Below are 13,747 nucleotides of genomic sequence, written 5' to 3'. Positions count from 1 at the left end.
CAAGCCCGCTCCCACAGGTTTTTAGGTGATGCCGTAATCTTCGCCACTCCTCGAAACTTGTGGGAGCGGGCTTGCCCGCGAAGGCGCCGGATCATTCAACATCAGGTTTGAACCTGGAACACACCGACTCCCACAGCAATCACGGCTGCATCAAGATCACCCTTCACCACAAACCAAAACGGGAGCCATCAGGCTCCCGCTTTAACTGCCCTTCCCCCGAACCTACTCGGTAATCTTCCCGAAGTTGCGGTAAAACATGTCCCCTTCCCGACTGTCCGTCATCGAATGCAGCTGGAAGCTGCGGTTGAGCCGCGCGCCACCGTCACGGGTCAGCGGTGCCCACACCAGGTTGGCGCGGCGCATGGTCGACATGCTCATCATTTCGTCGAACGGAATCGACAGGTACAGCCCCTTGTCGAAACTACCCTCGCCATACTCGGCGCTGCCGGCGGTGGTGATGGTCGCCCAGGCGCCAAAGCGTACGCCGTTGAAGAACTCGCGAGAGATATCCACCGTGCCGCCAAAGTCGCCCGCCAAGTAACGGCCGACGCTGACCGCGGCCAGCGTGTCGAACGGCAGGTCGGTGTAGCCGGTGATGTGACCGGTCCAGACCGAGTAATCCTGCAGGCCGAAACCCTGGTCGAATTCACGCTGACGCACGTAGTTCAGGTCCGCACCAATCGACCAGCGCTTGCCGGTCGGACGAAACAGCACCTCGCCCCCGACCCCGGCGAACATCGACTCCAGATAACCGCCGTAGACCATGCCGTACAAATCCTTGTCCAGTTGCTCGGCATGACTGACCTGGAACAGCGGCATGGTGGTGTCCGACGTGGTCAGGTACTGACGCAAGTCGGTGCGCACACGCGGCAGGCCGCTGGGCGCGTCGTAGGTGAACTTGTCGAAGTTGTTGATCAGGTTCTGACTCAGCAGACCGTTCCACCAGGTGTTGCGGTTGAAGCGGTACTCGGCGTCCAGATCCGCCGTGAACTGATAGAGCAAGCCATCGGGGCCGCCGACGTTCTGTTTGAAGCCCAGGCCGACGCCGTAATTGAAGTGCTGCGGCGCTTCGGTGTAGAGGGTTTCCTCGTTGCGCGGCATTGCCGGGTTGATCTCGGTGGTGCGGTGCAGCGACTCCAACGGCTCCTCGTTGTTGATCACTTCGCGGAAGGTCTGCCGGGGCACGCTGGTTTCTTCCAGCGGCAGGTCGTAGCGCTTGTTGACCACGGTGAACCAGTCGATGTCGTCGTTGACGCTGTTGTCGAGAATCCGGCTCGCGCGGCCGACGGCCTTGGGCGAATGGAAGTAGCGCTGCTGCTCGCCGTACACGATCAGTTCGGAATCGCGCTGAGTGATGCGCTCGACCTTGTAGCCGGCGTTCTGCTGCAAACGGCGCGATACGTCGGCCCAGTTGACCTCTTCCATGGTCGCGGTTGGCGCCTTGGCCGGCAGCGGTTCGGCCGGTGGGTCGAAGGTCTTGGCCGGGGCCTTGCGGCTGACGAAATTGGTGTGGAACGTGATGCCGAACATCGCCGTGTTGCCGCGCTCCCAGGCTGCGCTCAGATCGACGGAATCGGTCACCTTGAACACCGCACCGAGGTTGATCGGCGAGTCCTGCTTGATGATATTGTCCTTGGGCTCGTGCTTGTAGTCGTTGCCTTCGTATTCGAGTTTCAGGCTGAGGCGGTCCCAGGGCGTCTGGTAACTCACGCCGCCGAAAAACGACGGCTTGCCGCGAAAGTACGACCCGGCGTTGACGTCACCGGTGCCTTCCAGGTCAGGGCGAGTGTTGAAGCGGTCACTGATCGAACCCAACGGGTTGTCGACATCGCCGCGATTACCGATGTAACCCCAGGCGATGCCGGCACTGAAATCAAAGTTGTCATAACGCTTGTTGGCCACGAAGAATTCACTGGCAAACAAACCGGTACCGCCGATGTCTCGAAAGCCCAGCGCCACTTCCGGCGCCCAGTGGCTTTCCTGCCACAGCCGGACCTTGGCGTCGACCGCCTTGTCCTTATAGCTCTGGCTGCCGCTCAGCGCTTCGGAACCGTACGGACGGTTGGTGATGGCGGTGTAGCGAAACGAACCTTCCAGCCAGTCGAGCGGCTGCAACGAAACGCTGTATCGGCTGTACGGTTCGGTGCGGTTGGCGTTGACGCTCAACTCACCGGCGGGCGACATGCGCGCGGTCGGGGTCTGCAACAGACCGACGCCGCCGAAGTCATTCTGGGTAATCCGTGGCTCGGCATGCACCAGGCCACACGGCAATAACAACACAGCTGCAAAACGCAAATTCAACGAACCACCTCAGCCAACTGCGTGGCAATCAATTCGGCCAACTGCTGATTCAGTTCAGGGACAGGCGGATCCAGATCATCGTTTTTCACCGGCACCAGAATCTTGCTGCCGGCCACGGGCATCTGCCCGCTCTCGCGGTTCCAGTGGGCGATGCCGACCCGCCGCGATTCGCCGTTGGGCTGGATCAGCCACAGATAATCGGCATCGGCGTCGGCCTCCAGCAACGTGCAGCCCTGCAGGTATTCGCGGGCCTCCTGCAACGGCTGATAAGGCAGGCGGCACGGCTCGGCGACCGCGCCCAGCACTTCGACTTCGTCGACCCGTTTCGGGTAGATCAGTTGATCACCATCGTCGAGACGGATGTTGCGGGCAAAGCCGACTTCCACCGCCACCGGATCGAGATCGGCGATCTGCCGCCCGGTCACCGGCATCTGCCGGACCTGCTCGGCCAGGCGCTGGGCCAGCGCCGCCCGACTAGGCTTGTCGAACAGCATGGCCATGCGCTGCAGCACATCCAGATCGAACAGCACGCCGACCTTGAGCCGCGTCTGTTCTTCCAGCAGCGACTGACGCAACAGCACACCCGCCAGCCAGTAGCCTTCGGCATTCGGCACGGCCTCGCCGATCACATCGCGCAAACGCCCGCCCGCCGGCAATTCGATCGGGCCTGGGTTGGCAACATCACCACTGACGATGACCGCTGCCTCGCTGGCACCGGCAAGCAACATCAGGCACGCCGAGAGCGCTCTGAGCCGCTTCACGGGACATGCCTGCGGTCAGGGGTCAGTTGCACGATCCTGACCCGCAACTGCGAGGTCAGTTGCTGTTCACTCTGCACAATGAAACCGTCCACCGGATCGACCCAGTAACGGTTGGTCGCGCGCAGACCGATGGCCGGCGCGTCAATCTGCTCATCGACGCGCAGCACGGAGTATTCCTTGTCGAGAATGTCGAGGGTTTCCAGGGACTTTCGGGAGAAGCGGCTGTTGACGATGATCCCGACTTCCTGGCCCTTGTAGAGGTCGATCCAGCGGCGGCTGGTGTAGCCGTCGGTGATGCGATGCAGGCCCTGTTTGAACGGCGAGTCATCGGACAGACGCGTGCCGTCCAGATCGCCCTCCACGCCGAGGCCCACAGTGCGCATGGCCAGGCCGTCGCGCATCAGCAGCACCTGCTTGCCGGAGGCGACCCAGAACTGCAGGTCCTCGCGCTCGCGCACCAGCGCCAACACCCCGGAGCCGGACGGCGTGGTCAGTTTGAGTTGGGGATACTTGACCCCCGCGACCTGCTCCGCCGACACGTCCAGTTCATCCGGCCCGATGACGGCGGATTTGAGGTTGTTCAACGAAGCGCTCATCAGCGGATTGCAGCCACTGAGCAACACGGCCGCCATCAGGCACACGCCCACTTTCAACGTTTTCACAGTCGGCGGCCTTATTTGCTGTTGTTACTGTATTCGCTCCAGTTCTTCGCAGCGGAAGCCCCCGTCCCGACAATCGATGCCGACGGCACCAACTGGCTGATCAGGCGATTCCAGCGAGTCACGTTGGCAGGCCCGACGTAGACCACGTCCTGGGGCCGCACTTCGAAGTGCGAAGCGAGCGCCATGGCGGTCGGCGATTCGGCTTCCAGCTGGTAGATTTTCGCCGGCTCGACATCGAGGTTTTCCACCCCGCGAATCACGTACACGGCGTTGCCGTTGGAGGTGGTCTGGCTCAAGCCGCCGACCGAGCCGAGTACGTCGGACAGGTTCATGGTGGCAGTCTTGAAGCTCAGCGCACGGGGCTGGTTGACCTCGCCCATCACGTAGATGCGCTTGTTGTCGTTGTACGGCAGATACAGCTGATCGCCTCCCTTGAGGTAGACGTTCTGCAATTCGGAATCCTGCTGATTGAGCGCATCGAGATTGAGCGGATAGACCCGCCCGTTGCGCGTCAGCATCAGCCCGGACAAGTCGGCATTGTTGGTATCGACACCGGCCGAGCCGAGGGCTTCGACCACGCTCAGCGGGTTGGTCGAAATCGCCTGGGGGCCGGCCTTGGTGACGGCGCCCGAGACCACGACTTTCTGGCTGGCGAAACGCAGCACCGCGACATCCACTTGTGGCTCGGCAATGAACGCCGAGAGGCGTTGCTCGATGTCCGAGCGCAGTTGCTGGATGGTTTTGCCGGCGGCCTGGACTTCCTTGATGTACGGGTAGTACAAGGTGCCGTCGGAACGCACCAGACGACCGTTGGCGTCGATCTGCTGCTGCGCACCCGAAGGGGCGGTCAGCTCGGGATGATCCCAGACCGTGATGTACAGCACATCGTTGCTGCCGATGCGGTATTCGGCCGGGGTCGCCAACAACTCCGCCGGCACCGACTCACGCTTGTACGTGGCGCGGTTCATGGCGATGAGCTTGGGGGTGATCGGAATGAGCTCGACCCGGCTGCTTTCGCTGGCGCCCTGGCGCGTGATGCTACTGGTGCTCAGGTACTGGCCGGGGGAGAACATGCAACCTTGCAAAGCGATACTTGCCAACAATAAAAGAGAAAAACGACGGGTCATAATGGCACTACGCTATTCAAGGGCGAATCCAAAAACAAAGTCACCCGACTTTCGTCGGGCGACCCTGTACTGCACCAACAGATACTTCAGTTAGTTGTGCGTGCCGGTTGTACCCGTGGTACCGGTGGTACCCGTTGTACCGCCGTTGGCACTTCCACCACTGTTGGACGCCGCGACAGCACTGGCGACCATGGCAGTACTGGCAGCAGGCGCTGTAGAAGCCGCGACACTGCCAGATACATTGGTCACTGCTGTAAGCGGCGCTTCAGCTGCGGAGGCCCAGTTGCTCAACATCGTCAACAGGGCGATCGCCATCACTTTCTTCATATCAACTCCTTTCTAACATCGCACCTGAACATCGGGTGTTGGTTAGAGGTGGTAGAGTTCAAGTCGCAAAAAGCGCGAACAAGATCCGTTGTTCTTTCACAGTCTTACGCAACTGATAAAAGTCGAACGGCAGGTTTATATCTACGGACTTGCAAAAGGCATTGCCAGTCTAATTTCCCGACGATATCTAACAACCTGACTGAAACTAACATTGCACTAAAACGCCATCATCCCTGATAACCCCGGGGATGATTCGATTGCCAGCGCCAGGTGTCGGTGACCATGTCCTGCAAGTTGCGCGTGGCTTTCCAGCCGAGTTCCTTCGCCGCCTTCGAAGCGTCGGCCCAGCTCTCGGCGATATCCCCGGAACGCCGTGGCATCACCCGGTAAGGCACCGGCTGCCCACAGGCCTGTTCGAAAGCCCGCAGTACCTGCAACACGCTGTAGCCGTCGCCGGTGCCGAGGTTCCAGGTATGAATGCCGGTACGGTCGGCGATGGCTTGCAGGGCTTTCAGGTGCCCGTCCGCCAGGTCGACGACGTGGATGTAATCACGTACGCCGGTGCCGTCGACCGTCGGGTAATCGTCGCCGAAGATCGACAACTCCTTGAGGCTGCCGACCGCCACCTGGCTGATGTAAGGCACCAGATTGTTCGGAATGCCGTTGGGGTCTTCGCCCATCTGGCCGCTGTGATGCGCGCCGATCGGGTTGAAGTAGCGCAGCAGCGCGATGCTCCAGCGCGGTTCGGACTGGCACAGGTCGCGCAGCACGTTCTCGACGATCAGCTTGGACTGGCCGTAGGGATTGGTCGGAGTGCCGGTCGGGAAATCCTCGCGGATCGGCATCTGCGCCGGCTCGCCGTAGACCGTGGCGGACGAGCTGAACACCAGCCGGAACACCCCCGCCGCTGCCATTGCCTGGCACAGCGTGATGCTGCCGCTGACGTTGGTTTCGTAGTATTCGAGCGGCTTGCGCACGCTCTCGCCCACGGCCTTGAGCCCGGCGAAGTGCAGCACGGCATCGATGGCGTGCTGCTGGAAAATCCGGTCCAGCAGGGCCCGGTCACAGACATCCCCGCGAATCATCAGCGCACTTTTGCCGCAAATGGCTTCCACCGCGTGCAAGGCGGCGTCGCTGCTGTTGCAAAGATTATCCAGAACTACAACTTCATAACCTGCTTCAAGTAGTGCAAGTGTGGTGTGCGAGCCGATATAGCCGGCGCCACCCGTTACCAGAATCTTCATAGCGCGGTCCATAGTGGGAAAAGTGCCAACTCGCGTGTCAAGCGCTGTTTGTTTAATGTGTGTCTTGATTCACACAAACAGCGCGACAACAACCAGAAACAAAAACAGTTCAATCACTGGCTATAAATATTTTTACAAGCCAAACTGTATTGCCTGGTACTTATTAGCACTCTCGCGCATTCATCACTATCAACGGATGCCGACTAAAAATAACCAATAACTGCAAAACCGACATCTCATAACATTGTCGTGTTTTACACTCATTGCTATTTGCCACTCATCTCCCGAGTCAGGTATTAAAGTACAGCTTCAATAACTTGCAACCTTTCGTTATTGCAATAAACGATGGCAGTGCGCCATGAATGACCAGGAAACTTTTATGATCCGTAAATGTTTGTTCCCCGCTGCCGGTTATGGCACGCGTTTCTTGCCGGCCACCAAAGCCATGCCCAAGGAAATGCTGCCGATCGTCAACAAGCCGTTGATCGAATACGCCGTTGAAGAAGCACGGGACGCCGGCCTGCAACACATGGCCATCGTCACCGGCCGGGGCAAGCGCGCACTGGAAGACCACTTCGACATCAGCTACGAACTCGAGCACCAGATTCGTGGCACCGAGAAAGAGAAGTTCCTGGCCGGCACTCGCGAGCTGATCGACACCTGCACGTTCTCCTACACCCGTCAGGTGGAAATGAAAGGCCTGGGCCACGCGATTCTCAGCGGCCGCCCGTTGATCGGCGACGAGCCCTTCGCCGTGGTGCTTGCGGACGACCTGTGCCTGAACCTCGAAGGCGACGGCGTACTGACGCAGATGATCGAGCTGTACAGGAAATTCCGCTGCTCGATCGTCGCCATCCAGGAAGTCCCGCGCGACCAGACCCACAAGTACGGCGTGATCGCCGGCGAGGCGATTTCCGAGGGCATCTACCGGGTCAACCACATGGTGGAAAAACCGGCCCCGCAAGACGCACCGTCGAACCTGGCGATCATCGGCCGCTACATCCTCACGCCGGACATCTTCGACCTGATCGCCGACACCGAGCCGGGCAAGGGCGGCGAAATCCAGATCACCGACGCCTTGATGAAACAGGCGCAGAACGGTTGCGTGCTGGCCTACAAGTTCAAGGGTCTGCGCTTCGACTGCGGCGACGCCGAGGGTTACCTGCAGGCGACCAACTTCTGCTACGACAACGTTTACCTGAAGGGCCGCTGAGCGGCCCCCACTGATTCATTGCAGCACGCACATCCAACGAGGCAACCATGAACATTGCACAACATTCCGCAGAGATTGAACGTGAGGTGGACAACCTCGGGGTGATGAGCTGGTTATCCCGCCATCAGCCATTGCCCAGCGCCAATGGCCCGTGGCTGGGCACCCTGCTGCTGGTCGACCGCCTCGGCGTGTTTCCGTCGTCCGGGGACATACGCCGACCGATGCGTGATCCGTATCCCCTGCTCGCCCACCTGAAACGGATCTACGGCGAACAGGCGCTGGAGGTCGATGACCGCGACGGCCTGAAAGTGATTTTCAGCGACTGGCGTTTTCGCGTGCGGATTTGCTGCAACGACCCGGCGATCATCGTCAACGTGGAAACCCGTTGCGTGACGCAGTTGATGCCGCAGAAAACCGCAGAGCTGCTGAGCCATCTGGATCTGTTCGACAACTGACGGCTACTTCGAAGTCTCGCCACAGCTGTCCTGTGGCGAGACTTTTTGCTGTCCGCCCACGACCCAACGATAGAAGTAATCGGCAATCACCCGCCCGCCCGTGGCCGGCACCGGATGAATCTTGTCCGGCCCGATCATGGCCGCTGCGTAGCGTTTGACGTCGCTACCGAACGCGCATTGCAGATTGGCATAACCCAGCTGCTGTTCGCGGGCCCAGGGCTCAATGACCTGCGCATAAGCCGACATCGGATAGGCGCTGGAGCGGGTGGTGTCCTGACGCAGGATCAGGTTGATGCTTGCCGCCGGTTGAATCTCGCGGAGCATGCCGACCAGACCCTGAACATTCTGCAGATACTGCTCAGGCTTTACGCCAAAACCCTGATCGTTGCCACCGAGCATGATCAGGTAAATGTCTGCGGGTATCTTCGATACCACGGCTTTCCACTGCGCCTGCCAGCGAGCATCGTCGTGATAGAAATCAGCAGATGCCGCACCCGACGCGGCCAGTTTCGATACCCGAACCCCGTTTTGATCGTTGCTCAGCCACAGACCGAACAGGGTCGGCGCGCCCTTCACCACTTCCAGTCTGAAAGCCCAATCGGTCGCGGACGACGTGCCGGGAAGCGGGACTTCCTGAACGCCCTCGCCTGCGAGTTTCAACGGCTGCCAGTCGGCGGAAGGTGACCAGCGATAACGCAATTCACTGGACTCACCGTTGCCGAGGTAGAGCAGTTTCGCCTGAGTGACGGCGGTGTTGATGGCAGGCGTCGGGCTGGCCTCGACTTGCAGCCAGGCGCCGGGCCCGCCGGTCACCGTGCGGCTGTCGGGGCTGGCCTGGCCGAGGCCGGAGACCTGCCAGTCGCCGCCGAAGTATTTCTCGCTGCTGCGGGTGTACTTGAAATGCGTGCCGCCCAGCGCTGCACCGTGGTTGAAGCCGACATAACCCGGCCCGGCAAACCCGACCTCCCCGGCCACCCGCTGCACCAGTTTGTTCAGGTAGAAATCCTGCCCGGCGCTGTAGCTGTCGCCGATCACCGAGATCGACAAGACCTTGCCGGCCTTGCCTTCACGCCACTGGCCAAACCGCTCGCGAGCGTCGCCGACTTGCACCACCGACACCGCCACCGGCGGCACATCATCAACAGCCAGCATGAATCGATTCCTTCATCGGATCTGCGCCACCGGCGCAATGGTCGCCGCCGGTTTCTTCTTGGTCGCGGCACGTTCGCCTAGGAACAGCACGGAGGTGAAGTTGAACCGGCTGAAAATCATCGACAACACCACCGGCCCGAGCAAGCCACACGTCACGCCGCAGAACACCAGCACGCTTTCGTCTTTCACGCCCAAGCGGCCGAGGATCGAGCGCGACGTAGCGGCAAACAATACGTGAAACAGGAAAATCGCGTAGGAGTAACCGCCAAGCCAGGTCAGCGCCTTCGAGCGCATGTCACTCGACAGCAACGCGATGCAGGACACGCAGCCCACCGTCAGGCCGATCAGGCTGCGGCGGTCGACGATCAGCTCGCGATCCACCGCCGCCACGTACAGCAGCGTCAGCGAGATCAGCACAAACACCAGCGGGCCGATCACCTTGAACGTCTGCTTCAGCTCGCTGACTTTCTCCTGGCCGATCATGCCCGCCACGAAGAACGGCAGCAGATAAATCGCCCCGTTGATGCCGAACGCATCCACGGGAAACGGCGGCAACAGGAACACCGCCGCCGAGAAGGCGAACAACAGGTACAGGCGCGTCGGTGTACGCAACAAACCGCGCCACTCCAGCAGGCCGACGAACATGAAAATGATGAACACCGCCTGCAGAAACCAGAAGTGGTTGATCGGCACGTAGAACGACAACAGCGCGTCCATCACGCTGACGTCCTTGTTCACGCCCGGCCCGACCGCCTGCAACACCGAGAACGGTACACCAACGCAAAACAGCGGCACGATCAGGCGCCGCACCTTGCCGCTGAAGAACGCGGAAAAGTCATTGCCGCGAATCTTGTAGATGGAATAGATGTAGCCGGAGATGAAGGTGAACAGCGGCATGCGCACGTACACCATCGAATCAGCGATCACCCGGAACGGCGAGCCGATGTCGATTTTCAAACCACCGCCCAACGGCCCGATCACGTGATAAAGCACCAGCAACAGGCACGCCAGGCCACGCAGGGTTTCGATCTCCAGGGACTTTTTCTTGCTCGACATAAAGCACCCGCCTCAATTCAGAATTCTTGATTCAACCTTCACCGGTTTGTTCGCCCGCAGCATCAACCCCAGGCCCACGAACAGCACCGGCACCACCATCGAAAAGTGCCGGGCGAACGAACCGAAGTCCGGTTCGAACAAGCCTTGAACCAGCAGGAATGCCAGCGGAATCGCGATCAGTTCCTTGGGTTTGGTCTGGATCGGCGCACCCTTGTAATCGGTCGAGGTGATGACTTTGAACAGCAGCAGCGCGGTCATGATCATCAACGCGACGAAGATCACCTGGCCCGGCCCCGACAGCAGGATCAGCTCAACGGGAAACGACAAGCGGAAGAAAATGATCATCGAGTCCAGGGCCTGCGAGACGAAGTCGCTGCCGCTGAGCCACGAGACGATCAGCGATTTGGACCCCTCTTCGCCCGCCGTGCGCAGTTCGTTGTTGCTGGCGCGAATCGACGACACCGGAAAGCCCAGCGCCAACTGGATCGCCATCGCAACCGCCAGGTAGAACAGGAACAGCATCAGAAAGAAAGTCGTGCGCGAGACGTACTTTTTCATCACGCAGACGCCGACCCAGGACAGCGAAAACAGAATCCAGTAGGGCCGGATCAGCACGCCGTAGATCACCGCCGAGAGGAAAAATCCGCCGCGATATTTGCGTGTCAGCGAGCTGAACAGAATGCTCAACACCGCCACCGACACGATGATTTCCTTGGTCAGGTTTTCCAGGAAAAACGAACGCACGATGCCCCACAGGCACAGGGTTCCGAAGATGGTCAGCGGCATGCGCCGGAACACCACCACGGGAATCGCCGTGAGGAAAAAGTTGCAGAACATCCCGTAGGCCCAGGCGTTGGTCAGGTTGATCCCGGTGGGCCGCAGCAGGAATGCCGAACACTCGTAGGACGAGCGATCCGGCGAGAACGGGTTCCAGAAATTACAGTTGTCGGCCCGTGCATAGGACGACCACAGGGTCATCGCATCCGGGCCCGGATCGCGCGGCACCAGCAGCGGCATCGCCACGGACAGAAACAGCCCGGTGAACAGGATCAGGAACGACAGCGACGAATCGAGACGGCGGCCGCGAAACTCGATGCACGGCAGTTTCAGGCCCATGACACGACAGCCTTTTTCGCGCGCGTGGCACGAGTCAGCAGCGCAATCACGGCGAGCTGCACGATGATCGCGAAGACGTTGCCCCAGGCCGCGCCGTAGATCGAATAATGCTTGATCAGCAGGTAACTGACCGGCACTGAAACCAGCAGACAAATGGCCGCGCTGGCCAGGGACACCCGACTGTTTTTCGAGGCGATCAAGCCGCCCCAGACGATGTCGCCAAGGGCGCGCAGGGCGAAGGAGAAAATCAGCACGCCGAGGATGCCGTTGTCCGGACGCGGAACGCTGGTGGCGACGTAATCGAGCACCACGTTGAAGAACAGATAAATCCCCACCGCGACTGCCGCCGACACCGCCAGCGACCGCGCGATCCATTTGTTCACGAACAACTGCCGGACCGTGAACGGTTGCTGATCGGCCTGATAACGCTTGGCGAGCAGCGGAATGCCGACCACCGCCACCACCGCGTAAGACAACGCCTGCAAGGTGTTGGCCGCCGACCACGCGTACACGTATTTACCGAGGCTGGCGTAAGGTTCGAGGTCGATGATCAGAAAGCGTTCGGCGTACTGACTCAGGGCGATCAGGCCAGTGCCGAGGTAAAACGGCAGCCCGGCTTTCCACACTGCGGCGGTGGCTAGCGTCCCCTCTTCCCGCCCGCGATGAACGTTCACCACGATCAGGTAACCGGCGACGATCACCAACACGTTGGCGATGACCCACAGCCACAACACGCTGGCGATTGCCGACACCCAGCCGAGCGCCATTCCGCCCACCGCCAGCAACGCCCAGAGCCCGGTCTTGATGAAAAACAGCAGCGCACCCGCCGTGGCTTTCTGTGCGGAAAACACGAACGAGTTGATCTCGAACGACAGGTGTTCGGTGAGCAGCACCAGCGTCACGCAAGCGATCAGCGCGGTGGTCGCCTCCACCGACTGGAACAGTGAATAAATCACCACCGTCAGCACCGACAACGCCAGGCCCACAGCCAGGTACAGCAGCAGCACCTTGTCCACGACCCGTCGCGAACTGCCGCCCACGCTGATCAGCCGATTGATTTCGGAACTGAAACCGACGCTGTAGAACTTCGACGCGATCAACGACGCCGCGACCACCACGCCGTAAAAACCCAGCGCCTCGTAACCGAGGTAATGGGTAATGGCGAGCACCAGCAAGAACTTCGCGCCCAGTGCCCCGCCCCGCAGCAACAGCCGGAATATCATCGAATGACGCCCTTGATGATGTCGTCCATGGCCACGGTTTTCGCCTCGATCTCACGGCAGGTGTCGGTCAGGCGTTTGCCGAAATTCGACAGCGCGTCAGGCGCGTAAACCGTGTCGATGATGGTGTCGACATTGATGTCGCCGCCGTTGATGACCCAGTCTTCGACGCCCATGTCCTGATAGGCGCCGAAGCCTTTGCGCTCGTAGCTGATGTGATACGCCGGGACACCCGAGAGCAGCGATTCGATCGCGCCGTGCAGGCGTACGGAAATCACCAGGTCCGGTTGGTATTTGGCCAGCGTTGCCTTCAGCGGCAACAGGTCTTCGGTGATGCCCAGCTCGCGATAGAACGCGCCGTCATCATTACCGCGCACGGCGCTCTGTACGGCGCAGACCACTTTGCTTTTGTTCTTCAAACGCTGCAGCAGCACTTTCAGGTTGGCCACATAGGCGAGTTTCTTTTCCTTGCTCCACGCGGGCGGTTTGCGCAGCACTACGCACACCGTGGCCGGCGTCGAGGCGCAGCGGGTGAACTTGGGTTGCTGAAGGATCTTGCCGGCCAGCGCCTGCACCGCGAGGTCCGGTGCGCGGTAGACATTTTCACAGGCATCGAACAGCGCCGAGGAACGGTTATCGCGCACGAACACCGCGTCGGCGCTGGCGTAATGGCCGACGATCTTGTCGCTGTCGCCGTGGAACGGCCCGATGCTTTGCGGCAGGTACACCGACGGCACTTTGCTGAGGATCGCGGTTTCCAGCTGCTTGGCGTGGCCGAGTTTCAGCTTGATGTGCTCGAAGGCACTTTTCGAGCGCATGTAGCCGCCGCCGACACCGACGATCAGATCGGTTTTCTTCAACAGATCCGCCAACCCGGCGTAGGACTGATTGAGAAACACCGCCTGTTTGACTCGGCCCAAACCCTTGGCCGCCATCACCGGCGCGTCGAAACGCGGGTGCGGCAGGTACTTGAAAGAGTCCGGATCGGACGCCACGACGCTGATCGCGGTGTCTTCGCCAAAGTTGCGCTGCACCAGCGCAATGGCCAGATCGACCAGCAGACCATCGCCGGAATTGGAGGCACTGTAGCCATGCAAAATCGTTACGTTCATG

At 60.4% G+C, this 13,747-nt stretch carries 13 protein-coding genes; 2 read left to right on the top strand and 11 right to left on the bottom strand.

The annotated features are described in order from the left end of the window. Window positions 1-222: 222 nt before the first annotated feature. From JKA62_RS27585 to galE, 6 genes are all read right to left on the bottom strand, one after another. On the bottom strand, window positions 223-2,301 hold the full coding sequence (locus tag JKA62_RS27585) for a YjbH domain-containing protein (protein WP_201820429.1): 2,079 nt from the start codon (window positions 2,299-2,301) through the stop codon (window positions 223-225). Continuing rightward, complete coding sequence (locus JKA62_RS27580; protein WP_041475371.1) at window positions 2,298-3,062, bottom strand: capsule biosynthesis GfcC family protein; 765 nt, start codon at window positions 3,060-3,062, stop codon at window positions 2,298-2,300. Before JKA62_RS27580 ends, JKA62_RS27585 begins: the two co-directional genes overlap by 4 nt. Then, on the bottom strand, window positions 3,059-3,724 hold the full coding sequence (locus tag JKA62_RS27575; protein WP_080770671.1) for a YjbF family lipoprotein: 666 nt from the start codon (window positions 3,722-3,724) through the stop codon (window positions 3,059-3,061). The genes JKA62_RS27580 and JKA62_RS27575 overlap by 4 nt, the downstream gene beginning before the upstream one ends. 11 nt (window positions 3,725-3,735) lie before the next feature. Then, entirely contained in the window at window positions 3,736-4,851 is a 1,116-nt protein-coding gene (locus tag JKA62_RS27570) for a polysaccharide biosynthesis/export family protein (protein WP_172829496.1), read from the bottom strand. Between the two features lie 90 nt (window positions 4,852-4,941). Continuing rightward, on the bottom strand, window positions 4,942-5,178 hold the full coding sequence (locus tag JKA62_RS27565) for a hypothetical protein (RefSeq protein WP_003226528.1): 237 nt from the start codon (window positions 5,176-5,178) through the stop codon (window positions 4,942-4,944). Window positions 5,179-5,405: 227 nt separating this feature from the next. Then, window positions 5,406-6,422, bottom strand: coding sequence for a UDP-glucose 4-epimerase GalE (gene galE / locus JKA62_RS27560; RefSeq protein ID WP_041475373.1), 1,017 nt, complete (start codon window positions 6,420-6,422; stop codon window positions 5,406-5,408). Between the two features lie 379 nt (window positions 6,423-6,801). Between galE and galU the strand changes: the two genes are divergently transcribed. Both galU and JKA62_RS27550 read left to right on the top strand, forming a co-directional pair. Continuing rightward, window positions 6,802-7,635: a UTP--glucose-1-phosphate uridylyltransferase GalU gene (gene galU / locus JKA62_RS27555; protein WP_085613139.1), complete on the top strand. Its 834-nt coding sequence runs from the start codon at window positions 6,802-6,804 to the stop codon at window positions 7,633-7,635. A gap of 47 nt (window positions 7,636-7,682) precedes the next feature. Continuing rightward, window positions 7,683-8,090, top strand: coding sequence for a mannose-1-phosphate guanylyltransferase (locus tag JKA62_RS27550; RefSeq protein ID WP_085748361.1), 408 nt, complete (start codon window positions 7,683-7,685; stop codon window positions 8,088-8,090). A 3-nt stretch (window positions 8,091-8,093) separates the two neighbouring features. Here the strand turns inward: JKA62_RS27550 and JKA62_RS27545 are convergent, their stop codons facing one another. Genes JKA62_RS27545 through JKA62_RS27525 form a run of 5 tightly spaced genes read right to left on the bottom strand, consistent with a single transcriptional unit; the run spans window position 8,094 to window position 13,746 of the window. Beyond that, the gene (locus JKA62_RS27545) at window positions 8,094-9,242 is read right to left on the bottom strand and encodes an SGNH/GDSL hydrolase family protein (protein ID WP_201820426.1); all 1,149 of its coding nucleotides are present in this window, start codon (window positions 9,240-9,242) and stop codon (window positions 8,094-8,096) included. 12 nt (window positions 9,243-9,254) lie between these two features. Continuing rightward, entirely contained in the window at window positions 9,255-10,298 is a 1,044-nt protein-coding gene (locus JKA62_RS27540; RefSeq protein ID WP_201820423.1) for an acyltransferase family protein, read from the bottom strand. 12 nt (window positions 10,299-10,310) lie between these two features. Beyond that, window positions 10,311-11,414, bottom strand: a complete 1,104-nt coding sequence (locus JKA62_RS27535) for a hypothetical protein (RefSeq protein WP_011335164.1) — start codon at window positions 11,412-11,414, stop codon at window positions 10,311-10,313. Further along, entirely contained in the window at window positions 11,405-12,637 is a 1,233-nt protein-coding gene (locus JKA62_RS27530; protein ID WP_201820420.1) for a polysaccharide biosynthesis C-terminal domain-containing protein, read from the bottom strand. Before JKA62_RS27530 ends, JKA62_RS27535 begins: the two co-directional genes overlap by 10 nt. Next, window positions 12,634-13,746 (bottom strand): polysaccharide pyruvyl transferase family protein, encoded by a 1,113-nt coding sequence (locus tag JKA62_RS27525; protein WP_039772772.1) that lies wholly within the window; start codon window positions 13,744-13,746, stop codon window positions 12,634-12,636. The genes JKA62_RS27530 and JKA62_RS27525 overlap by 4 nt, the downstream gene beginning before the upstream one ends. Between the last annotated feature and the right edge of the window lies 1 nt (window position 13,747).

Source organism: Pseudomonas sp. B7 (genome assembly GCF_016735645.1).
In the GTDB taxonomy this organism is placed as follows: domain Bacteria; phylum Pseudomonadota; class Gammaproteobacteria; order Pseudomonadales; family Pseudomonadaceae; genus Aquipseudomonas; species Aquipseudomonas glycinae.
The sequence above is the reverse complement of the archived record's forward strand: the minus strand, read 5'-3'. Positions and strand labels throughout refer to the sequence as shown.

Excerpts from the sequence above, each read along its gene's own strand:
- galE (WP_041475373.1), bottom strand. The coding sequence starts at position 6,422 with ATGAAGATTCTGGTAACGGGTGGCGCCGGCTATATCGGCTCGCACACC.
- JKA62_RS27550 (WP_085748361.1), top strand. The coding sequence starts at position 7,683 with ATGAACATTGCACAACATTCCGCAGAGATTGAACGTGAGGTGGACAAC.
- JKA62_RS27525 (WP_039772772.1), bottom strand. The coding sequence starts at position 13,746 with ATGAACGTAACGATTTTGCATGGCTACAGTGCCTCCAATTCCGGCGAT.
- JKA62_RS27570 (WP_172829496.1), bottom strand. The coding sequence starts at position 4,851 with ATGACCCGTCGTTTTTCTCTTTTATTGTTGGCAAGTATCGCTTTGCAA.
- JKA62_RS27545 (WP_201820426.1), bottom strand. The coding sequence starts at position 9,242 with ATGCTGGCTGTTGATGATGTGCCGCCGGTGGCGGTGTCGGTGGTGCAA.
- galU (WP_085613139.1), top strand. The coding sequence starts at position 6,802 with ATGATCCGTAAATGTTTGTTCCCCGCTGCCGGTTATGGCACGCGTTTC.
- JKA62_RS27535 (WP_011335164.1), bottom strand. The coding sequence starts at position 11,414 with ATGGGCCTGAAACTGCCGTGCATCGAGTTTCGCGGCCGCCGTCTCGAT.
- JKA62_RS27540 (WP_201820423.1), bottom strand. The coding sequence starts at position 10,298 with ATGTCGAGCAAGAAAAAGTCCCTGGAGATCGAAACCCTGCGTGGCCTG.
- JKA62_RS27565 (WP_003226528.1), bottom strand. The coding sequence starts at position 5,178 with ATGAAGAAAGTGATGGCGATCGCCCTGTTGACGATGTTGAGCAACTGG.
- JKA62_RS27530 (WP_201820420.1), bottom strand. The coding sequence starts at position 12,637 with ATGATATTCCGGCTGTTGCTGCGGGGCGGGGCACTGGGCGCGAAGTTC.